The 21,004-nt window shown below is 60.2% G+C and carries 20 protein-coding genes; 6 read left to right on the forward strand and 14 right to left on the reverse strand.

The window, feature by feature from the left end; genetic code table 11:
* Entirely contained in the window at nucleotides 1-633 is a 633-nt protein-coding gene (locus tag F7R06_RS03855; RefSeq protein WP_090326302.1) for a 2OG-Fe(II) oxygenase, read from the reverse strand.
* Nucleotides 634-741: 108 nt separating this feature from the next.
* Between F7R06_RS03855 and F7R06_RS03860 the strand changes: the two genes are divergently transcribed.
* Nucleotides 742-1,494 carry a DUF2059 domain-containing protein gene (locus tag F7R06_RS03860; protein WP_090326304.1) on the forward strand — a complete coding sequence of 251 codons (753 nt, stop codon included), beginning with the start codon at nucleotides 742-744 and terminating at the stop codon, nucleotides 1,492-1,494.
* 19 nt (nucleotides 1,495-1,513) lie between these two features.
* Here F7R06_RS03860 and bipL read toward each other — a convergent pair whose 3' ends face one another.
* Nucleotides 1,514-2,461 (reverse strand): phospholipase BipL, encoded by a 948-nt coding sequence (bipL, locus tag F7R06_RS03865; RefSeq protein WP_090326307.1) that lies wholly within the window; start codon nucleotides 2,459-2,461, stop codon nucleotides 1,514-1,516.
* 97 nt (nucleotides 2,462-2,558) lie between these two features.
* Between bipL and F7R06_RS03870 the strand changes: the two genes are divergently transcribed.
* Both F7R06_RS03870 and F7R06_RS03875 read left to right on the forward strand, forming a co-directional pair.
* Nucleotides 2,559-3,140: a DUF6436 domain-containing protein gene (locus tag F7R06_RS03870; RefSeq protein ID WP_090326310.1), complete on the forward strand. Its 582-nt coding sequence runs from the start codon at nucleotides 2,559-2,561 to the stop codon at nucleotides 3,138-3,140.
* A 99-nt stretch (nucleotides 3,141-3,239) separates the two neighbouring features.
* A complete protein-coding gene (locus F7R06_RS03875) occupies nucleotides 3,240-5,651 on the forward strand; it encodes a penicillin acylase family protein (RefSeq protein ID WP_090326312.1) in 2,412 nt (803 codons plus the stop codon).
* A 63-nt stretch (nucleotides 5,652-5,714) separates the two neighbouring features.
* On the opposite strand, the gene F7R06_RS03880 is transcribed toward F7R06_RS03875, so the two are convergent.
* The gene (locus F7R06_RS03880; RefSeq protein WP_090326315.1) at nucleotides 5,715-6,680 is read right to left on the reverse strand and encodes a GlxA family transcriptional regulator; all 966 of its coding nucleotides are present in this window, start codon (nucleotides 6,678-6,680) and stop codon (nucleotides 5,715-5,717) included.
* Between the two features lie 304 nt (nucleotides 6,681-6,984).
* Between F7R06_RS03880 and F7R06_RS03885 the strand changes: the two genes are divergently transcribed.
* Nucleotides 6,985-7,626 carry an HD domain-containing protein gene (locus F7R06_RS03885; protein WP_090326317.1) on the forward strand — a complete coding sequence of 214 codons (642 nt, stop codon included), beginning with the start codon at nucleotides 6,985-6,987 and terminating at the stop codon, nucleotides 7,624-7,626.
* A gap of 143 nt (nucleotides 7,627-7,769) precedes the next feature.
* Here F7R06_RS03885 and F7R06_RS03890 read toward each other — a convergent pair whose 3' ends face one another.
* The 8 genes from F7R06_RS03890 to F7R06_RS03925 form a co-directional block, all read right to left on the reverse strand.
* Nucleotides 7,770-8,660 (reverse strand): ABC transporter permease subunit, encoded by an 891-nt coding sequence (locus F7R06_RS03890; RefSeq protein WP_090326320.1) that lies wholly within the window; start codon nucleotides 8,658-8,660, stop codon nucleotides 7,770-7,772.
* Nucleotides 8,657-9,538: an ABC transporter permease subunit gene (locus F7R06_RS03895; protein ID WP_174552510.1), complete on the reverse strand. Its 882-nt coding sequence runs from the start codon at nucleotides 9,536-9,538 to the stop codon at nucleotides 8,657-8,659. Before F7R06_RS03895 ends, F7R06_RS03890 begins: the two co-directional genes overlap by 4 nt.
* A 35-nt stretch (nucleotides 9,539-9,573) precedes the next feature.
* Entirely contained in the window at nucleotides 9,574-10,716 is a 1,143-nt protein-coding gene (locus F7R06_RS03900; RefSeq protein WP_090326325.1) for an ABC transporter ATP-binding protein, read from the reverse strand.
* Nucleotides 10,717-10,789: 73 nt separating this feature from the next.
* Complete coding sequence (locus F7R06_RS03905) at nucleotides 10,790-11,887, reverse strand: polyamine ABC transporter substrate-binding protein (protein WP_090326327.1); 1,098 nt, start codon at nucleotides 11,885-11,887, stop codon at nucleotides 10,790-10,792.
* A gap of 243 nt (nucleotides 11,888-12,130) precedes the next feature.
* On the reverse strand, nucleotides 12,131-13,243 hold the full coding sequence (locus F7R06_RS03910) for a polyamine ABC transporter substrate-binding protein (protein WP_090326329.1): 1,113 nt from the start codon (nucleotides 13,241-13,243) through the stop codon (nucleotides 12,131-12,133).
* A gap of 168 nt (nucleotides 13,244-13,411) precedes the next feature.
* Nucleotides 13,412-14,776: an aspartate aminotransferase family protein gene (locus tag F7R06_RS03915; protein WP_090326331.1), complete on the reverse strand. Its 1,365-nt coding sequence runs from the start codon at nucleotides 14,774-14,776 to the stop codon at nucleotides 13,412-13,414.
* Nucleotides 14,777-14,835: 59 nt separating this feature from the next.
* A complete protein-coding gene (locus F7R06_RS03920; protein WP_090326334.1) occupies nucleotides 14,836-16,194 on the reverse strand; it encodes a glutamine synthetase family protein in 1,359 nt (452 codons plus the stop codon).
* A gap of 93 nt (nucleotides 16,195-16,287) precedes the next feature.
* Entirely contained in the window at nucleotides 16,288-16,596 is a 309-nt protein-coding gene (locus F7R06_RS03925; RefSeq protein WP_170288740.1) for a glutamine amidotransferase, read from the reverse strand.
* 278 nt (nucleotides 16,597-16,874) lie between these two features.
* On the opposite strand from F7R06_RS03925, the gene F7R06_RS03930 reads away from it, so the two are divergent.
* Both F7R06_RS03930 and F7R06_RS03935 read left to right on the forward strand, forming a co-directional pair.
* Nucleotides 16,875-18,251, forward strand: coding sequence for a glutamine synthetase family protein (locus F7R06_RS03930; protein WP_090326336.1), 1,377 nt, complete (start codon nucleotides 16,875-16,877; stop codon nucleotides 18,249-18,251).
* Nucleotides 18,252-18,478: 227 nt separating this feature from the next.
* Nucleotides 18,479-19,111: a TetR/AcrR family transcriptional regulator gene (locus tag F7R06_RS03935; RefSeq protein WP_090326339.1), complete on the forward strand. Its 633-nt coding sequence runs from the start codon at nucleotides 18,479-18,481 to the stop codon at nucleotides 19,109-19,111.
* Between the two features lie 57 nt (nucleotides 19,112-19,168).
* Here F7R06_RS03935 and F7R06_RS03940 read toward each other — a convergent pair whose 3' ends face one another.
* From F7R06_RS03940 to ssuC, 3 genes are read right to left on the reverse strand one after another with little or no spacing between them, the layout of a single operon-like run.
* Nucleotides 19,169-19,384, reverse strand: coding sequence for a TOBE domain-containing protein (locus F7R06_RS03940; protein WP_007967989.1), 216 nt, complete (start codon nucleotides 19,382-19,384; stop codon nucleotides 19,169-19,171).
* Nucleotides 19,385-19,417: 33 nt separating this feature from the next.
* Nucleotides 19,418-20,224, reverse strand: coding sequence for an aliphatic sulfonates ABC transporter ATP-binding protein (gene ssuB / locus F7R06_RS03945; protein ID WP_090326342.1), 807 nt, complete (start codon nucleotides 20,222-20,224; stop codon nucleotides 19,418-19,420).
* Nucleotides 20,221-21,003, reverse strand: a complete 783-nt coding sequence (gene ssuC, locus F7R06_RS03950) for an aliphatic sulfonate ABC transporter permease SsuC (RefSeq protein ID WP_047534732.1) — start codon at nucleotides 21,001-21,003, stop codon at nucleotides 20,221-20,223. Before ssuC ends, ssuB begins: the two co-directional genes overlap by 4 nt.
* Nucleotide 21,004 lies beyond the last annotated feature (1 nt).

Here is a 21,004-nt window from a genome sequence, read left to right on the forward strand (position 1 = left end):
TCAGAACGGCTCGTTGCCGCGACGCCGGAACCAGCCGGTCAACGACATGCGTTCGCGGGTCGCAGGCAAAACTTCATGGGGGACCTCACCCGACAGGAACACCACCAGGCAGCCACCGATCGGTGTCACATCGTATGCCGCGCCTTCTTCCAGGTACATGCGCAATTGGCCGCCGTGCTCGGGCAGCCAACCCTCATTGAGGTAGACCACCGCCGAGACCATGCGCCGGTCGTCATCGCGAAACCGGTCGACATGCTTGAGGTAGAACGCCCCCGGCGGGTACATCGCGAAATGGCTTTCGAAATCTTCCAGCCCCAGGAACAGATCGCGGTTCATGGCCTCGCGCAGGCTGTCCATCAACTCCAGGTAACTGTCGCAAGGCTCGGCCTGGCCGGGCTCGATCCACTGGATATGATCGCCGCGAATACCCTCGCGAATCTCCGAGGACGGCCCGCGCCCCACCGCAGCGGGAGCCAGCTCACCTTCGGCGGCACGTTTACGGCACTCGGCCGCCAGTGCCCGGGTCAGATCCAGAGGCAGGAAAATATTTTGCTGCGACCAGCCATTGGCGGCCAGGTCATCGACGATTCGTAACAGCAATGGGTGATCAGAAGGTATTGGCATGGCGCGCATAGTATTCCTGCGCCTGAAAATCCGACAGAGCCACGCAGCGGGTTGATACGAATTCTCGACAAGTCCGTATGCCACACGGAGAATAGTCGCCTGCTGACAGGAGTCCCTATGCGCCGTTTGCTTTTCTCCCTGCTGATGTTCTGCGTTTTGCCCGCTTGGGCAGACGGCCACGACCAGTTGTACAAGGTCGCCGGCTGGCCAGAACAACGCGCGCATTTCAACGACGCTCTTTCAGCCGCCCAACAACGCTACCAAAGCAGTCTGCCACCCGCGGTGTTCCAGGCACTGGTCAACAACAGCAATCAACGCTTTGACCCCAAAGCCGTGGATCAGCGCGCCGAATCGCAACTGCGCAAGAACCTCGCCGATCCGAAACCGGCGCTGGCCTTCTTCCAATCGCCACTGGGCAAGAAGATCGTCACCGCCGAATTGCTGGCGACGCGCCGCGACCAACTGGCGAAAAACGCCAAGGGCTTGCCGAGGATGCAGGCCAGCGATAGCCGCCTGCTGATCATCGGTCACCTGGCCCAGGCCCTGCCCGCTCGCGAGGCCGGCGCGGAAGTCAGCCTGGCGATTGCCGGTGTTGCGGCCGACAGCCTGAGCGCGATGATCCCCGGCCTGCTCGGCGCCGGTCAGGCACAAGGCATGTTGAACAGTCAGCGCCAGCGCTTGATGGAGCAGATCGGCAGCGACTTGAACAACACACTGCTGTATGTCTATCGCGATCTGTCGGATGAAGAACTGGAAGAGTTCGCCACATTTGCCGAGTCGGCAGAGGGCAAGGCTTATTACCAGGCGGCACTGGCGGCGATTCGGGCGGGGCTCGCGGTGGGGCAAAGCACGTCGAACCTGGCCCAATAATTTTTGGGGGCCCGAATGATCACTGATTCCGCCCCTTGATCCGCTTGGTCAAAAACCCGAAGTACTCCCCTCGCAACGCCGGCACTTCATTCGCCAAATGATGCCGCGCCTCGGGCAGCATCAGCACCTGCGGCCGATCGAACTTGCCCCGCAACACCTCAAGGTTATGCTCCCAGTCCACCGTCATGTCCGCCTGGCCTTGGACAATCAGGGGTCGCCGGGGGCTTGCCGGTGCGGCTTCGACACGTTTGATCCAGCGTGCCAGCGCGCCTACCCAAGCCGTCGGCAGACGCAGTGGCTGCAATGGATCGGCCTGCAGGAAGGGCAAAAATTCCGGGTCGTTGGAGTTCTCGCTGAAGCGGCGGGCAATGGCTTTGACGAAAGGCTTGAGCAGGTAATAGCTGAATTTCGACCAACCCCACGCCCGCGGCCGCACCAGCGGTGCCAACAGAATCACCTGCCCCTGGGCCGGGCTGCTCGCCCCCGCATTGAGCACATGATCGATCACAATGGCGCCACCGGTGCTTTGCCCGCACAAATGCCACGGTTGCGGCAGCGCCAGGGAGTGCGCCTCGCTGAACAGCCCTTGCAGGGTGTCCTGGTACTCGGCGAAATCCCTGATGCTCGCCCGCTCGCCGCTGGACAGCCCGTGCCCCGGCAAGTCGCAGGCAATCACGGCAAAACCCTGATCCAGCGCCCACTCGATCACATGCCGGTAAAGCCCGGTGTGATCATAAAAACCATGGAACACAAACAGCGTCGCTTTCGCCCGCTCGGGCCACCAGAACTGGCTGACGACTTCATAGCCGTCGACCTGGAAACGCCCCAGGCCGCTGCGCACATTGCGTGAAGAAAAATCCAGCCCGTAAAACCGCTGATAAGCCTGCGCCTCTACCGACAACGGCTGCCGCTCGGCCAATGGCCGCAGGCTGGCGCGCAGGTGATCAGGGTCGAAGGTGACAGGCATGAACGATTCCAGGGCATGAAACGGACTTTATGGACCTGCGATATTCATCTGTCGCAGCAAGCATGGCAAGCTAGCCGACCCTCAAGGAGTGCCCCCAATGCGCCCGCCTTACCGCGCCACACTGATTATCAGCCTGCTAGCGCTCGTGTGTGCCGGAGTACTGTGGGCTGCTTATGACTGGTTCCAGGGACGTTACCTGCGCGCATTCAGTGAGCATACGGCGGTGTTCTCTGGCGATCCGCTGCGTCTTCCCGCTGACCTCGCCGGCCCCGGCGCCATCCGCCTGGTGCATTTCTGGGACCCGGCCTGTCCGTGCAACGTCGGCAATCAACAACACCTGGCCGAACTGGTCGAGCGCTACGTACCGCAGGGTGTGGAATTTTATGCGGTGCAAAAGCCCGGCAGTCATGGCCAGCTACCCAGCACCCTGAGCAGCCTGAAAAGCCTCGACGTCTTGCCCGGCTCCGAGCAGATCCCGGCCAGCCCGGCCGTGGCGATCTGGGATCGCAGCGGCAAACTGGCGTACTTCGGCCCCTACAGCGAAGGCCTGACCTGCAATTCGAGCAACAGCTTTATCGAACCGATCCTCAAAGCGCTGAACGAAGGTCGTGAGGTGAGTGCCACGCACACACTGGCGGTGGGGTGTTACTGCCCCTGGCCCGCTACCACGGCGAAGTAGCCAGACGAATCCCTCCTACGGGCGATGGGCCAAACCAGCCTGCCGTGTTAAACAGTGGCGCCAGGGAATCGCTGTCACACATAACAACAAGGAGACACCATGAAACGCAGCCTGACCGCTTTCGGTTTGCTGATCGTCGCGCTCATCGCGGCGGGCGGCTGGTACGCCTACAGCAAGCAGCCGTCACGCCAGGGCATGGTGGAACTGCAACACCTGCAAGGTTCGGTCACCGTGCGCTACGACGAGCGAGGCGTGCCGCACATACGCGCCGAAAACGAAACCGATCTTTACCGCGCCCTCGGCTACGTCCATGCCCAGGACCGCTTGTTCCAAATGGAAATCCTGCGTCGCCTGGCCCGTGGCGAGCTGGCCGAAGTGCTCGGGCCCAAGCTGCTCGACACCGACAAGTTGATGCGCAGCCTGCGCATTCGCGAGCGCGCCGAAACCTACCTGGCGAACCTGGATAAACAATCGCCCGCCTTCATCGCCATGCAGGCCTATCTGGATGGCATCAACCAGTATCAGGACACTCACGCCAAACCCGTGGAGTTCAATGTATTGGGCATTCCCAAGCGCCCGTTCACGGCCCAGGACACCATCAGCATCGCCGGTTACATGGCCTACAGTTTTGCCGCGGCGTTTCGCACCGAGCCCCTGCTGACCTACGTGCGCGATCAGCTGGGCGCCGACTACCTGAACATCTTCGATCTCGACTGGCAGCCCAAGGGCGTATTGGCGAAACGTCACGGCGGCGCGACACCCGCACTCGCCAGCAGTGACTGGAAAGACCTCAACGCCCTCGCCCGCCTCAGTGAACAGGCGCTGGCCGACAATGGCCTGCCGCAATTCGAAGGCAGCAACGCCTGGGTCGTCGCCGGCAGCCGAACCCAAAGCGGCAAGCCGCTGCTGGCCGGCGACCCGCATATCCGCTTTTCCGCGCCCGCGGTGTGGTACGAAGCGCATCTCTCTGCACCGGGGTTCGAACTCTACGGCCACTATCAGGCCTTGATGCCGTTCGCTTCGCTGGGCATGAACCGTGATTTCGGCTGGAGCATCACCATGTTCCAGAACGACGACCTCGACCTGATTGCCGAAAAGGTCAACCTGGACAACCCCAACCAGGTCTGGTACCGCGGCAAATGGGCAGACATGGTGACCAGCGAACAGCAAATCGCGGTCAAGGGTCAGGCTCCGGTCACGCTGGTGTTGCGCCAGTCGCCCCACGGCCCGATCGTCAACGATGTGCTCGGCAGCGGCGTGGGCAAGACGCCAATCGCCATGTGGTGGGGTTTTCTCGAAAGCCAGAACCCGATCCTCGAGGGCTTCTATCAGCTCAACCGTGCCGACACCCTGGCCAAGGCACGCAGTGCTGCCGCCAAGGTCCAGGCCCCCGGCCTGAACATCGTCTGGGCCAACGCCAAGGGCGACATCGGCTGGTGGGCCGCAGCACAACTACCCAAGCGCCCTGCGGGCGTGCGCCCCGGCTTTATCCTCGACGGCAGCACGCCCGAGGCCGACAAGGACGGTTTCTACCCCTTCAGCGCCAACCCGCAGGAAGAAAACCCGGCGCGGGGGTACATCGTCTCGGCCAACTTCCAGCCGGTGTCACCGACGGGCATGGAGATTCCCGGTTATTACAACCTGGCCGACCGTGGTCAGCAGCTCAATCAACAGCTCAGCGACAAGGGCATCAAGTGGGATCTGGAGTCCAGTCAGAAGCTGCAGTTGGGCACCACCACCGCCTACGGCCCGCGCCTGCTGGCGCCCTTGCTGCCGGTATTGCGCACCGTGGTGAGCGATCCCGCCGAACTGAAACTGGTGGAACAACTGGCTCAATGGAAGGGCAACTACCCGCTGGAATCCACCAGTGCCACGGTGTTCAACCAGTTCCTGTTCAATCTGGCTGACGCGACGATGCACGATGAATTGGGCAACGATTTCTTCGAAACGCTGCTCTCGACCCGCGTGATCGACGCCGCGCTGCCGCGCCTGGCCGCCAACCCTGACTCGCCGTGGTGGGACAATCGCAACACCCTTGGCAAGGAAACCCGGGCCGATACCGTCAAGGCTGCGTGGCAGGCCAGCATCGCCCACCTCAAGACCACCCTCGGTCCGGACTTCGCGCAATGGCAGTGGGGCAAGGCCCATACGCTGACCCACGGCCATCCGCTGGGGCAGCAAAAACCGCTGGACCTGATTTTCAACGTCGGCCCCTTCGCCGCGCCCGGCAGCCATGAAGTGCCGAACAACCTGTCAGCCAAGATCGGCCCGGCGCCCTGGCCGGTGACGTATGGCCCGTCGACCCGACGCCTGATCGACTTCGCCGACCCGGCCCACAGCCTGACCGTCAACCCGGTCGGCCAGAGCGGCGTGCCATTCGACAGCCACTACGACGATCAGGCCGAGTCGTACATCGAAGGCCTGTACTACCAGGCGTATCTCAATGATGAAGAGGTCACGGCCAATACGCGCAGTACGTTGAAGCTGTTGCCGGCGCGGGGCGCTCAGTAAAATTTGTGTTGCCTGGACTGGCCTGCTCGCGATGAGGCCCGCGAGAACAACGCAAATCCTGGCTCAAACCATCGTCGCAAAGTTCAGCCTGAACTGTTGCGGCGTCACCCCCAGCCTGCGATTGAACACACTGCGCATGTGCTGGGCATCGCGGAAGCCGCATTGATAGGCTACCGTCTTGAGCGGCGACCGGGTGCTTTCCAGCAGCACCCGTGCCGCGTCTACCCTGGCCCACTCGACGAACTCGGCCGGGGTGATCTTCGCTTCCCTGGCGAACACTCTGGAAAAATTGCGCGCACTCATGTTGGCGGCATTGGCCAGGTCGGCGATGGTCAGGTCGCCGTTGAGGTTGGCCAACACGTAGTGCTGAACCATTGCCACCGCCGAGGTCGGTTCGGCATGGGGAGCGAGGAACGGGCTGAACTGTGACTGGCCGCCCGAGCGCTGGGTGAACACCACCAGCCGCTTGGCCACGCTCAACGCCACTTCCGGTCCATGGTCGCGACCCAGCAGGTACAACGACAAGTCGATCCCCGCCGTGACCCCCGCCGAGGTGTAAAGCTCGGCATCCTGGACGTACAGGCGATCGGCTTCGACCCGAGTGGTCGGGCAAAGCGCCGCCAACGCTGGCGCATCGCTCCAATGGGTGGTCACCGTACGCCCCTCCAGCAAACCCGCCCGGGCGAGCATGAATGCGCCGTTGCAGATCGAGCCAAAGCGTTGCGCCCGCGCGCAGGCATCGCGCAGCCAGGCATCGAATACCGCGCCGAAGTTCATGAATGGCAACTGCGGCCCACCCGCCACCAGCAGCAAGTCGTAGCCCTGCAATGCTTCGCTGAAATGTCGATGGGCGTTGAGCGACAGGCCGTTGGAACACGCCATCGCGCCGCGCTCCACGCCTATCACTTCAATCTGATAATGATCCTTGGGGGCGAGGAATCGATTGGCTTCGGAAAACACATCCATGGGGCCAGTGACGTCCAGCGACTGCACACCTGCGAACACCACGATGGCAACGGTTTTACTCATGACGTGAATAGCCTTTTATGAATCGGATCACACCGTCTCCTGTAGGAGCGAGCCTGCTCGCGATGGCCGTGAGGGCGCTGTGTTTATCCAGACAGCCCGCGTCATCGTTGACATCCATCGCGAGCAGGCTCGCTCCTACAGGGGCTGTGTGCAACCCTAGCCAATCCAGGCCCGACAAGCGAGGTTGGCGCGATATGTTCGCTCATTGGCCGGGATCGCAGCCATGGATCGATTGTCCGGTTTGGGGTGGACGAACAGACTGAACCCTCAGCGCCGCCACGGCGTTCATCTCGAGGGAACTCCCATGAGCACCACCATCGCCGGTATCAAAATCCCTGACAGCGCATTGGCCAGAGCCACCACCGAATACATCCGCGACATCGAATCAGACCTGCTCTACCACCACTCGCGCCGGGTATTCCTGTTTGGTGCGCTGAGCGGTGAACGCAAGCAACTGGCCTATAACCCTGAGCTGTTGTACGTCGGCGCGATGTTCCATGACCTCGGCCTGGTGGAAGGCTATCGCAGTGACAGCGAACGCTTCGAGGTCGATGGCGCCAATGCGGCGGCCGCGTTCCTCAGGCCCTACGGGTTCAGCGATGACGACATTGAGCAGGTCTGGTTATCGATCGCCCTGCACACCACCCCTGGCGTGCCCCAACATTTGCGGCCAACCGTTGCGCTGGTGACGGCCGGTGTCGAGATGGACGTACTGGGGATGGACTACGCCGCGTTTCCCACCGCGCAGCGCGAAGCAGTGGTGCATGCGCATCCACGGGGTGAAGGGTTCAAGGAATGCATCATCTGCGCCTTTGCCGACGGCTTGCGCCATCGCCCGCAGACCACGTTTGGTAACGTGAAGACGGATGTGCTGGTGGATCAGGAGCCGGGGTTCAAACCGATGAACTTTGTCGAGGTCATCCGCAAATCCCCTTGGCTTGCCTGACCTCCAAACAACCTGTGGGAGCGAGCCCGCTCGCGAAGGAGAGTCAGTCAACGAAGAGGTCGACTGGGAGTCCATCGCGAGCAGGCTCGCTCTTACAGTGGATCAGGGGCGGCCACGAAATTGTGGCCAACCCGACATCAAGCTCAAGCCGCTTCCGGTGCCTGCGCGCGACGCACGTCCGGTTGCTTCCACGAATCGGCAGCGCCTTCTTCGATGGCCTGCTGAATCGCCCGCTTGCGGCTTTCTTCGGCGCGGCGGCTGAAGAACCACACCAGGAACGTCATCAGCGATACCGCCAGCAGAATCAGGCTGGCCACGGCGTTGATCTCCGGCTTCACGCCCAGGCGTACCGCCGAGAACACTTCCATCGGCAGGGTCGTGGACCCCGGACCCGACACGAAGCTCGCCAACACCAGGTCATCCAGGGACAGGGCGAAGGACATCATGCCGCCCGCGCCCAGGGATGGCGCGATCATCGGAATGGTGATCAGGAAGAACACCTTCCATGGCCGAGCACCGAGGTCCATGGCCGCTTCTTCGATGGACAGGTCCAGCTCACGCAAACGCGCCGAGACCACCACCGCCACATACGCCGCACAGAACGTGGTGTGAGCGATCCAGATGGTGACGATGCCGCGTTCCTGCGGCCAGCCGATCATCTGCGCCATGGCCACGAACAGCAGCAACAGCGACAGACCGGTGATCACCTCGGGCATGACCAGCGGCGCGGTCACCAGGCCGCCGAACAGCGTACGGCCCTTGAAGTGAGTAATACGGGTCAGGACGAACGCTGCCAGCGTACCCAGTGCCACCGCCGCCACCGCCGTGTAGCAGGCGATTTCCAGCGAGCGCACCACCGAGCCCATCAGTTGCGTGTTGTCGAGCAGGCCGACGTACCACTTGATCGACCAGCCGCCCCACACCGTCACCAGTTTCGAGGCGTTGAACGAGTAGATCACCAGGATCAGCATCGGCGCATAAATGAACAGCAGACCCAATACCAGCATCAAGCTGGAGAAACGGAAGCGCTTCATTCTTTACCCTCCATTTCCTTGGCCTGACTGCGGTTGAAGAGAATGATCGGCACAATCAGGATCGCCAGCATCACTACCGCCAGGGAAGAAGCCACCGGCCAGTCTCGGTTGTTGAAGAACTCTTGCCAGAGCACTTTACCGATCATCAGGGTTTCCGGACCACCGAGCAGTTCCGGGATCACGAACTCGCCCACCACCGGGATGAACACCAGCATGCAGCCGGCGATGATGCCGTTTTTCGACAGCGGAATCGTGATCTTCCAGAAGCTGTTGAAGTTGCTCGAACCCAGGTCCGACGCGGCTTCCAGCAGGCTTTGATCGTGCTTCACCAGGTTGGCGTAGAGCGGCAGGATCATGAACGGCAGGTAGGAATAAACCACGCCGATGTAGACCGCCAGGTTGGTGTTGAGGATCTGCAGCGGTTCGTTGATCCAGCCCATGCTCATCAGGAAACCGTTGAGCAGACCGTTGTTGCTGAGGATGCCCATCCACGCATACACGCGGATCAGGATCGCGGTCCAGGTCGGCATCATGATCAGCAGCACCAGCACCGTTTGCAGCTCTTTACGGGCGCTGGCGATGGCGTAGGCCATCGGATAGCCGATCAGCAGACAGAGGATGGTGCTGAAAAACGCCATCTTCAGCGAGCCGAGGTAGGCGGCGATGTACAGCTCGTCGCCAGCCAGCGTCGCGTAGTTGCCCAGGTTCAGCAGCAGCTGCAATTTCTGCTCGGCGTAGCTGTAGATCTCGGTGTACGGCGGAATGGCCACGTCGGCTTCGGCGAAGCTGATCTTCAGGACGATGAAGAACGGCAGCATGAAGAACAGGAACAGCCAGATGAAGGGAACCCCGATGACCAACTGGCGGCCACCGGGAATTATTCGACTGAAGCGGCGTTTGAGTTTGCGCATGTTCATGAGCGAAGTACCACGCCGCTGTCGTCTTCCCAGTACACGTACACCTGATCACCCCAGGTCGGCCGCTGGCCACGGCGTTCGGCGTTGGCGACGAAGGACTGGACGATCTTGCCGCTCGGCAGTTCAACGTAGAACACCGAGTGACCGCCCAGGTAGGCGATGTCGTGCACCTTGCCGCTGGACCAGTTGTATTCGCAGGTCGGCATGGTCGGGGTCACGAGCAGCTTTTCCGGACGAATCGCGTAGGTCACGGACTTGTCCTGCACCGAGGTGCTGATGCCGTGGCCGACATAGATCTGGCGGTCCAGGTCCTTGCAGGTGATGGTCGCGTGGCCTTCGGCATCGTCGATCACTTCACCGTCGAAGATGTTGACGTTGCCGATGAATTCGCAGACCAGGCGGCTGGTCGGGGTTTCGTAGATGTCGATCGGGCTGCCGATCTGGGCGATCCAGCCCAGGTGCATGATCGCGATGCGCTCGGCCATGGTCATGGCCTCTTCCTGGTCGTGGGTCACCATGACGCAGGTTACGCCGACGCGTTCGATGATCTCCACCAGCTCCAGCTGCATTTGCGAACGCAGCTTCTTGTCCAGTGCGCCCATCGGTTCGTCGAGCAACAGCAGCTTCGGACGCTTGGCCAGGGAACGGGCCAGGGCAACACGCTGACGCTGACCACCGGACAATTGATGGGGTTTGCGCTTGGCGTATTGGCTCATCTGCACCAGCTTGAGCATGTCGGCCACGCGTGCATCGATTTCAGCGGCCGGCAGCTTGTCCTGCTTGAGGCCGAAGGCGATGTTCTGCGCCACGGTCATGTGCGGGAACAATGCGTAGGACTGGAACATCATGTTGATCGGCCGCTCGTACGGCGGCATGTCGGTGATGTCTACGCCATCGAGGAAGATCCGTCCTTCGGTTGGACGCTCGAAACCCGCGAGCATACGCAGCAAGGTGGATTTGCCCGATCCCGAACCGCCGAGCAGGGCGAAAATCTCGCCTTTCTTGATTTCCAGGGACACATCGTCCACGGCAATCGTCTCGTCGAACTTCTTCGTGACCCGGTCGATTTTGACCAGCACCTGTTTAGGTGACTGGTCGCCCTCGAGGGCTTTCTTATAGGCGCCGGAGGCAACTGCCATTTACGAAACTCCCAGAAAAAAAGAGTGCAGTTCGCTCAAGGTGAGCCAACCTTGGATAGTTTGAGCCTTGAAGCTATTTACCCGACTTGACCTTGGTCCAGCTGCGGGTCATCAAACGTTGAATGTTTGGTGGTAACTCGATAGACACGTAAGTCTTGTCGAGCACGGCTTGCGGTGGATAAACCGCTTCGTCGGTGCGAATGGACTGTTCCATCAGTTTGTCCGACCCCGGGTTAGGGTTGGCGTAGCCGACGTAATCACTGACCTGGGCGATAACCTCAGGTTTCAGCAAATAGTTGATGAACGCGTGGGCCTCTTTGACGTTGGCCGAATCCTTCGGAATCGCCAGCATGTCGAACCATAGTGCGCCACCTTCTTTGGGAATGGTGTAGGCGATCTTCACGCCCTTCTTGGCTTCTTCGGCACGGTTGCGTGCCTGGAACATGTCGCCGGAGAAGCCGACCGCGATGCAGATATCGCCGTTGGCCAGGTCGGTGATGTATTTCGACGAATGGAAGTAGGTCACGTAAGGCCGCACCGCCAGCAACTTGGCTTCAGCCTTTTTGTAATCTTCGGGGTTGGTGCTGTTGGCGTTCAGGCCCATGTAGTTGAGAACGGTGGGCATCATTTCGTCAGCGGAGTCGAGGAACGCTACACCGCAGCTCTGCAGTTTCTTGATGTTTTCCGGCTCGAACAACACCGCCCAGGAATCGATCGAATCGACGCCCAGCACGGCCTTGATCTTGTCGACGTTGTAGCCGATGCCGTTGGTGCCCCAGAGGTACGGTACGGCGTACTGGTTACCCGGATCGTTCTGCTCCAGGCGCTTGAGCAGCACCGCATCAAGGTTGCCGTAGTTCGTCAGCAGTTTCTTGTCGAGCTTCTGGAAAGCGCCGGCCTTGATCTGCTTGCCAAGGAAGTGGTTGGACGGCACGACCACGTCGTACCCGGTGCGCCCGGCCAGCAACTTGCCTTCCAGGGTTTCGTTGGAGTCGAAAACGTCATAAACCGGTTTAATGCCGGTCTCTTTCTGAAAGTCCGCCAGGGTGGTCTGCCCGATGTAATCCGACCAATTATAAACATGCACGGTACCGGCGGCCTGGGCATTGACGGCAAGCGTCAACCCGGCAGCAGCCAGCAAGGCATTGCGCAAAAAAGAAAAAATAGGCAAGTGGAGGTCCTCTAAAATTAGTTGGGCCCAAGTTGCCCCGCGTTACATGACAGCCATGGCTGCCTGGCAACAAAACCGGCGCGCAACTTACCCTCGAAAAACCGTTCCAGCAAAACTTTTATGCAGATACCTGTAGGAGCGAGCCCGCTCGCAATGGCCGTCAAGGATGACGCTGGGTGCCTGACACCTCGCGGTGCTATCAGACTCATCGCGAGCAAGCTCACTCCTACAAGGTTTTACCCATTACTTACCGGATTTGATCGTGGTCCAACTGCGAGTCAGGATCCGCTGGGTCGCGGCCGGCAAGTCGGCAATCGCGTACAGCTTGGCCTGCACGTCCGCTGGCGGGTAGATGCCTGGATCGCTGGTGATGTCTTTATCAACCAGTGGCGTGGCAGCCGCGTTACCGTTCGGGAAGCGCACGGCGTTGGTGATTGCAGCCATGACTTCCGGCTTCTGCAGGTAGGTCATGAATTTGTAGGCGCCTTCGACGTTTTCGGCATCTTTAGGGATGGCGACCATGTCGTAGAAGCTGCCCGCACCTTCTTTCGGGATGTTGTAGCTGACTTTCACCTTGTCACCGGCTTCAGCCGCGCGGGACTTGGCCTGGTACACGTCCCCCGAATAACCCACGGCTACGCAGATGTTGCCGTTGGCCAGGTCGGAGATGTACTTGGAAGAGTGGAAGTAGGCGATCGAAGGACGAACCTTGAGCAGCAGCGCCTGAGCCTTGTCGATGTCTTCTTTCTTCTGGCTGTCGGTTGGCAGGCCCAGGTAATGCAGCGCCACCGGAATCATCTCGGTTGGCGAATCCAGCAGGCTGATACCGCACGACTTCAGCTTGGCGGCGTTTTCAGGCTTGAAGATCAGATCCCAGGAGTTGGTCGGTGCGTCGGCACCCAGTGCAGCCTTGACCTTCTCGGCGTTGAAGCCGATACCGATCGAACCCCACATGTACGGGAAGGCGTGTTCGTTGCCTGGGTCGCTCACCGATACGGCCTTGAGCAGGTCCGGGTTCAGGTTTTTCCAGTTAGGCAGCTTGGACTTGTCCAGCTTCTGGTAAACACCGGCCTTGATCTGCTTGGCCAGGAAGTTGTTCGACGGTACAACGATGTCGTAGCCGGACTTGCCTGCCAGCAACTTCGCTTCCAGGGTTTCGTTACTGTCGAAAACGTCATACACGACTTTGATGCCGGACTCTTTTTCGAAGTTCGCGATGGTGTCCGGAGCAATGTAGTCGGACCAGTTGTACACGTGCAGAACTTTGTCATCGGCCTGAACCGCGCCCGCCATAATGCCCATCAGGGACATGGCGAGAAGAGTCTTGCCAGCAAACTTTTTGCCTAATGCCTTCATGCGTGATGCTCCAAATTTTTCTTTTTTGAACCACTAAGTTCAGCGGCCGAACCCGGGCAACTGGAACCGCGGCTAGTCTGGCAAGTTCCGAGGCGGTCTTTCAACAAAAGGCCACCCTTTATGGCTGCTCTGAGCGAAAGTTTCATACTTGCGCTCAGAGCCTAGCACTTAGCCCTGCAATGCACTCAGGGTCAGGTCCAGGCACTTGCGTGCCTTGGTCACTAGCTCATCGATTTCCGCCAGTGTGATCACCAGCGGCGGAGCGATGATCATGGTATCGCCCACGGCGCGCATGATCAGGCCGTTGTCGAAGCAGAACTGCCGGCAGATCATGCCAACGCCCTTGCCTTCGTAGCGCTTGCGAGTGGCCTTGTCCTGCACCAGCTCGATAGCCCCCAACAGACCCACACCACGAACTTCGCCCACCAATGGGTGATCATTCAGTTCCCGCAAGCGTTTCTGCAAATACGGTGCCGTTTCGTTGTGCACGCGCTCGATAATTTTTTCGTCGCGCAGGATGCGGATGTTTTCCAGCGCCACCGCAGCCGCCACCGGGTGACCGGAGTACGTGAAACCGTGGTTGAAATCGCCGCCTTCATTGAGCACTGCCACCACTTCGTCGCGCACGATCAGGCCACCCATGGGGATGTAGCCGGAGGTCAGGCCTTTGGCGATGGTCATCATGTCGGGCTTGAGGCCGTAGAAATCGGAACCGAACCACTCGCCGGTGCGGCCGAAACCACAGATCACTTCGTCTGCCACGAACAGGATGTCGTACTTGGCGAGGATTTCCTTGATGCGCGGCCAGTAGGTGTCTGGCGGAATGATCACGCCGCCGGCGCCCTGGATCGGTTCGGCAATAAAGGCGCCCACGTTGTCGACGCCGATTTCCAGAATTTTCTCTTCGAGCTGGTTGGCCGCCCAGACACCGAACTCTTCCGGCGTCATGTCGCCGCCTTCGGCGAACCAGTACGGCTGGGCGATGTGGACGATGCCCGGGATCGGCAAGTCGCCTTGTTCGTGCATGTAGGTCATGCCACCCAGGCTCGCGCCGGCCACGGTGGAACCGTGATAGCCGTTCTTGCGGCTGATGATGACTTTCTTGTTCGGCTGGCCCTTGATCGCCCAATAGTGGCGAACCATACGCAGCATGGTGTCGTTGCCTTCAGAGCCGGAACCGGTGAAGAACACGTGGTTCATGCCTTCAGGCGCGATATCGGCGATGGCCTTGGCCAGTTCCAGCACCGGCGGGTGAGCGGTCTGGAAGAACAGGTTGTAGTACGGCAGTTCGCGCATTTGCTTGCTGGCGGCATCGGCCAGTTCATCGCGACCGTAACCGATGGCCACGCACCACAGGCCGGCCATGCCGTCGAGGATCTTGTTGCCTTCGCTGTCCCACAGGTAAACGCCTTTGGCGTTGGTGATGATCCGCGGGCCTTTCTCTTTCAACTGCTTGAAGTCGCTGAACGGGGCCAGGTGGTGGTCACTGCTCAGGGCTTGCCATTCACGGGTTTGCGGGTTGTTGCTGGTCATACCAATCTCCTAAAAAAATCAGGTGGAGGCGCCGTTTGATCACAACGACGCCCGGCGCGTCAGACGGCAAAAAGCAGGAATTCCCGTTCCCACGAACTGATCACGCGCTTGAAGTTTTCATGCTCGGCCCGCTTGACCGCGACGTAGCCAGTGATGAAATTTTTGCCCAGGTATTTCGCGATGGCCGCGCTGTTTTCCATGCGTTCCAGCGCGTCCTCGATGGTCAGTGGCAGGCGCAGGTTGCGGCGCTCATAGCCACGGCCCACCACCGGAGCACTCGGGTTCAGGCCTTCGACCATGCCGATGTAACCGCAGAGCAGGCTCGCGGCGATCGCCAGGTACGGGTTGGCATCGGCGCCCGGCAGGCGGTTTTCCACCCGACGGTTCTGCGGCCCGGCATCCGGAACCCGCAGGCCCACGGTGCGGTTCTCTTCGCCCCATTCCACGTTCACCGGTGCCGAAGTGTCCGGCAGGAAGCGGCGGAACGAGTTGACGTTGGGTGCGAACAGCGGCAACAGCTCGGGAATCAGTTTCTGCAAGCCACCGATGTGGTGCAGGAACAACTGGCTCATGGTCCCGTCTTCATTGGAGAAGATGTTCTTGCCGGTTTCGATGTCGATGATGCTCTGGTGCAAGTGCATGGCACTGCCCGGCTCGCCGGTCATGGGCTTGGCCATGAAAGTGGCGGCCACGTCATGCTTGAGCGCCGCTTCGCGCATCGTGCGCTTGAACACCAGGATCTGGTCGGCCAGGGACAGGGCATCACCGTGACGGAAGTTGATTTCCATCTGCGCCGTGCCGTCCTCGTGGATCAGCGTGTCGAGGTCCAGGTCCTGCAGCTCGCACCAGTCATAGACGTCTTCGAACAGCGGATCGAATTCGTTGGCCGCTTCAATGGAAAACGATTGGCGACCGGTTTCAGGGCGTCCGGAACGGCCAATCGGCGGCTGCAGCGGGTAATCCGGGTCATCGCTGCGCTTGGTCAGGTAGAACTCCATTTCCGGCGCGACGATGGGCTGCCAGCCCTTGTCGGAATAGAGTTTCAGGACTTTCTTCAGCACGTTGCGCGGCGACAGCTCGATCGGGTTGCCTTGCTTGTCGTAGGTGTCGTGAATGACGATAGCGGTGGGCTCGATGGCCCAAGGCACCAGGTACACCGCGTTCTGGTCGGGACGGCAGACCATGTCGATGTCGGCCGGATCAAGCAGCTCGTAATAGATGTCGTCTTCGACGTAATCGCCGGTCACGGTCTGCAGCAGCACGCTCTCTGGCAGGCGCATGCCTTTTTCCGCGATGAATTTGTTGGTCGGCGAAATCTTGCCCCGGGTGATCCCGGTCAAGTCGGCGATCATGCATTCGACTTCTGTGATCTTGTGGTCTTTCAACCAATCGGTGAGCTGGTCGAGGTTGTTACTCATAAATGCCTCTAGGCTTTGAGTTTCCCGACTCTTGCATGAGTCAGGCGATGTTTGACGCATCGGCGTCGCGTTGAAATTCCAGTGTACGAAAGGCTATCGTGTTTTTTCGCACCACGCGGCAAATACCGGGCGTGCAGAATCGCAAGCGGTGCCCAAGGCAATGGAGGCGCCGCTATTGTGAATCGGTTCTATATTGAATGGAGTAACCGTAATGGGGGTGACATCAGGGCTGTCCAGAATATCGGACGCCAATGGTCGACTCGCCAGGGACGGAAGAATCACCGGCAGTCCCGGAGCCGTGAAGGCTGCGACGCTGACGTCAATGTCGCCACTGATGTGATAAGCATGCAGACCGATCTGCCTAGAGCAGTCGGTGACGCCGATTAACGGCAGGCGAGACATGAAGCACCCCGGTATTATTGCTGTTATGGGTTTGATTCGAGCTTAGCCTTGTTCATTTTTTTACACAACACCCCCGTAAAAAATACAACACGGCCCGCTCAAGCCTGCATACGGCATAGCGCTCAAGGGCATAAAAACGCCCCAAAGTGCTTCAAAAAAGCCACACGAGCGCTTTTTTAGGGCAAAAACGGCCTCGCTTGACTTCGGCATGCCGTTCGGGTTGACTGGAATCCGAAGAGATCAATGATTGATATTTTTAACAACAAAGGTGTTGCATCATGTCGGTACCCCCGCGTGCCGTTCAGCTTAACGAAGCGAACGCGTTCCTTAAGGAACATCCTGAGGTTCTGTACGTTGACCTTCTGATTGCGGATATGAATGGTGTGGTGCGCGGCAAGCGCATCGAACGCACCAGCCTCCACAAGGTTTACGAGAAAGGCATCAACCTGCCGGCCTCTCTATTTGCTCTGGATATCAATGGCTCTACGGTGGAAAGCACCGGCCTGGGCCTGGACATCGGCGATGCTGACCGAATCTGCTATCCAATCCCCGACACCCTGTGCAATGAGCCATGGCAGAAGCGCCCGACCGCGCAACTGTTGATGACCATGCACGAACTCGAAGGTGACCCTTTCTTCGCCGACCCGCGCGAAGTGCTGCGACAAGTCGTAACCAAGTTCGATGAGCTGGGCCTGACCATCTGCGCCGCATTCGAACTGGAGTTCTACCTGATTGACCAGGAGAACGTGAACGGCCGCCCACAACCACCGCGCTCGCCGATCTCCGGCAAACGCCCGCACTCGACGCAGGTTTACCTGATCGACGACCTCGACGAATACGTCGACTGCCTCCAGGACATTCTGGAAGGCGCGAAAGAACAAGGCATCCCGGCCGACGCCATCGTCAAGGAAAGTGCCCCGGCGCAGTTCGAAGTGAACCTGCACCACGTGGCCGACCCGATCAAGGCATGCGACTACGCGGTCCTGCTCAAGCGCCTGATCAAGAACATCGCCTACGACCATGAAATGGACACCACCTTCATGGCCAAGCCTTATCCAGGCCAGGCAGGCAATGGTCTGCACGTCCACATCTCGATTCTCGACAAAGACGGCAAAAACATTTTTGCCAGTGAGGATCCCGAGCAGAACGCCGCACTGCGTCACGCGATCGGCGGTGTGCTCGAGACCCTACCGGCGCAGATGGCTTTCCTCTGCCCGAACGTCAACTCCTACCGTCGTTTCGGCGCACAGTTCTACGTGCCGAACTCGCCAAGCTGGGGCCTGGACAACCGCACTGTCGCCCTGCGCGTGCCGACCGGTTCCGCCGACGCGGTCCGCCTGGAACACCGCGTGGCCGGCGCCGACGCCAACCCTTACCTGCTGATGGCTTCGGTCCTGGCAGGCGTGCACCACGGCCTGGTCAACAAGATCGAGCCGGGCGCGCCAGTGGAAGGCAACAGCTACGAGCAGAACGAGCAAAGCCTGCCGAACAACCTGCGCGATGCCTTGCGCGAGCTGGACGACAGCGAAGTCATGGCCAAGTACATCGATCCGAAATACATCGATATCTTCGTGGCCTGTAAAGAGAGCGAGCTGGAAGAGTTCGAACACTCCATCTCCGACCTCGAGTACAACTGGTACCTGCATACCGTGTAAGCGATTGCAGTAAAAAAGAACGCCGCAGGCTTTACAGCTTGCGGCGTTTTTTTATGGCCGCCTGCGGCGGATCGCTGGCAAGCCAGCCACCCCCAGTTGATCTCCAGTGAACATAAATTCCGTGTACACCGGAAATTTCTGTGGGAGCTGGCTTGCCAGCGATGGCGGCCGACGAGACAACACGCAACCCCGCTCGTACAATGCCCGCTGCCCCGCAGGAGACCTCAATGACACGCGTAGCCACCCCCCGCAAACCCCGCGCACGCAGCCAGGCCCGGATCGATTCGATACTCGATGCGGCCCGCACGCTGCTGGCCGCCGAGGGCGTGGCCAGTCTGTCGATCTACAGCGTGGCTGAGCGTGCGGAGATCCCGCCCTCCTCCGTCTACCACTTCTTCGCCAGCGTCCCGGCCCTGCTCGAAGCCCTGACCGCCGATGTCCACGCCGCGTTCCGCGCCTGCCTGCAAGCGCCCATCGACCATCAGGCGCTGAGCAGCTGGCGGGATCTGTCGCGCCTGGTAGAACAGCGCATGCTCGAGATCTACAGTGAAGACGCCGCCGCCCGCCAACTCATTCTTGCCCAACACGGCCTGACCGAGGTCACCCAGGCCGATCGTCAGCACGACATCGAATTGGGCGACCTGATGCACAAACTGTTCGACCACCACTTCGAACTGCCGAAGCTGCCGGGCGATGTCGATGTATTTGCGCTGGCCATGGAGCTCGGCGATCGGGTCTATGCGCGTTCGGTCCAGCAGCATGGACAGATCACGCCGCGCATGGCTGAAGAAGGGATGCGGGTGTTTGATGCTTACCTTGGGCTGTATTTGCCGCCCTATCTGCCCAAGCGCGATCTTTAACGAACAAAAAACCCCGAAGGGCTCAAACCCTTCGGGGTTGTTGTTTGCGCGCACGGCTTACAACTTGGCGATCGACACCTCGGTGGATTTCACGAATGCGATCACTTCGCTGCCGACGGCCAGCTCCAGCTCTTTCACCGAACGCGTGGTGATCACCGAAGTGACGATGCCGGAAGCGGTTTGCACGTCGATTTCCGACAGCACGTCGCCGAGAACGATTTCCTTGATGGAGCCTTTGAACTGGTTGCGAACGTTGATGGCTTTGATCGTCATGATGTTGATTCCTGTCGTTGGATAAGACTTGAGTTATTGAGCCCAACGCAACTGCGTAGGCAAGGGTGAAACAGGTTCCGGCTCCGGCGGTTGGCCGGGCAGTGACAGCACACGGTTGAGCACTTCGGTTTCCAGCGCCGCCAGCCGATGGGAGCCGCGAACCCGGGGGCGCGGCAGTTCCACCTGCAGGTCGAGGCCGACTTCGCCGTCTTCGATCAAGATCACCCGATCGGCAATCGCCACCGCTTCACTGACGTCGTGGGTCACCAGCAACACGGTGAAACCGTGCTGCTGCCAAAGCCGTTCGATCAGTTGCTGCATTTCGATTCGGGTCAGCGCATCCAGCGCGCCCAACGGCTCGTCGAGCAACAGCAGGCGCGGTTGATGGATCAGCGCACGGGCCAAGGCGACGCGTTGCTTCTGCCCTCCGGACAGCGCCGCCGGCCACTCGTTGGCGCGATCCGCCAGGCCGACCGCTTCCAGGGCTTCCAGTGCTTGTGGTCGCCAATTACCCTTGAGCCCGAGGCCGACGTTGTCGATGATCCGTTTCCATGGCAGCAGACGCGCTTCCTGGAACATCAAGCGTGTGTCTTCCCGCGCATCACTGAGCGGCGCGGCGCCGGCCAGCAATTCACCGCCGGAAGGCTGATCAAGGCCCGCGAGCAAGCGCAGCAAGGTGCTCTTGCCGCAGCCGCTACGACCGACCACAGCCACAAACTGGCCTGCCGGAATGTGCAGGTCGATGTCACGCAACACCTGTCGCGAGCCGAAGGTTTTTTGCAGATTGCGCACCGCCAGCGGGATGCCGCGCAGCAGGCGTGGAGGTTGCTGTGCGGTCATGCGGCACCTCCCTTGGCGACTTGATAGGCCGGATGCCAGCGCAGCCACACACGCTCAAGTCCACGGGCGGCGAGGTCGGCCAGTTTGCCGAGCACGGCGTACAGCAGAATCGCCAGCACCACCACGTCGGTCTGCAGAAACTCCCGGGCGTTCATCGCCAGATAGCCAATGCCCGAACTGGCGGAAATGGTCTCGGCGACGATCAGCGTCAACCACATGAAGCCCAAGGCGAAGCGCACGCCGACCAGGATCGACGGCAGCGCCCCCGGCAGAATCACCTGACGGAACAGGCTGAAACCGGACAAACCATAACTGCGCGACATCTCCACCAACGCCGGATCGACGTTGCGGATGCCGTGGTAAGTGTTGAGGTAGATCGGGAACAAGGTGCCCAGCGCCACCAGGAAAATCTTCGCCGACTCGTCGATGCCGAACCACAGAATCACCAACGGGATCAGCGCCAGGTGCGGCACGTTGCGGATCATCTGCACCGAGCTGTCGAGCAGGCGTTCACCCCATTTCGACAGTCCGGTGATGAAACCCAGGGTCAGGCCGATGCTGCCGCCGATGGTGAAACCCAGTGCGGCACGCCAGCCGCTGATCGCCAGGTGTGTCCAGATTTCGCCACTGCGCACCAGGCTCACCCCGGCTTCGATCACGGCGATCGGTGCCGGCAGAATCCGAGTCGACAACCAGCCCGCCGATACCGACAACTGCCACACCGCCAGCAGCAACACCGGCAACGCCCAGGGCGCGAGACTGTGGATAATTTTCTTCATG

The organism is Pseudomonas moorei (assembly GCF_008801475.1).
GTDB classification, from domain to species: Bacteria; Pseudomonadota; Gammaproteobacteria; order Pseudomonadales; family Pseudomonadaceae; genus Aquipseudomonas; species Aquipseudomonas moorei.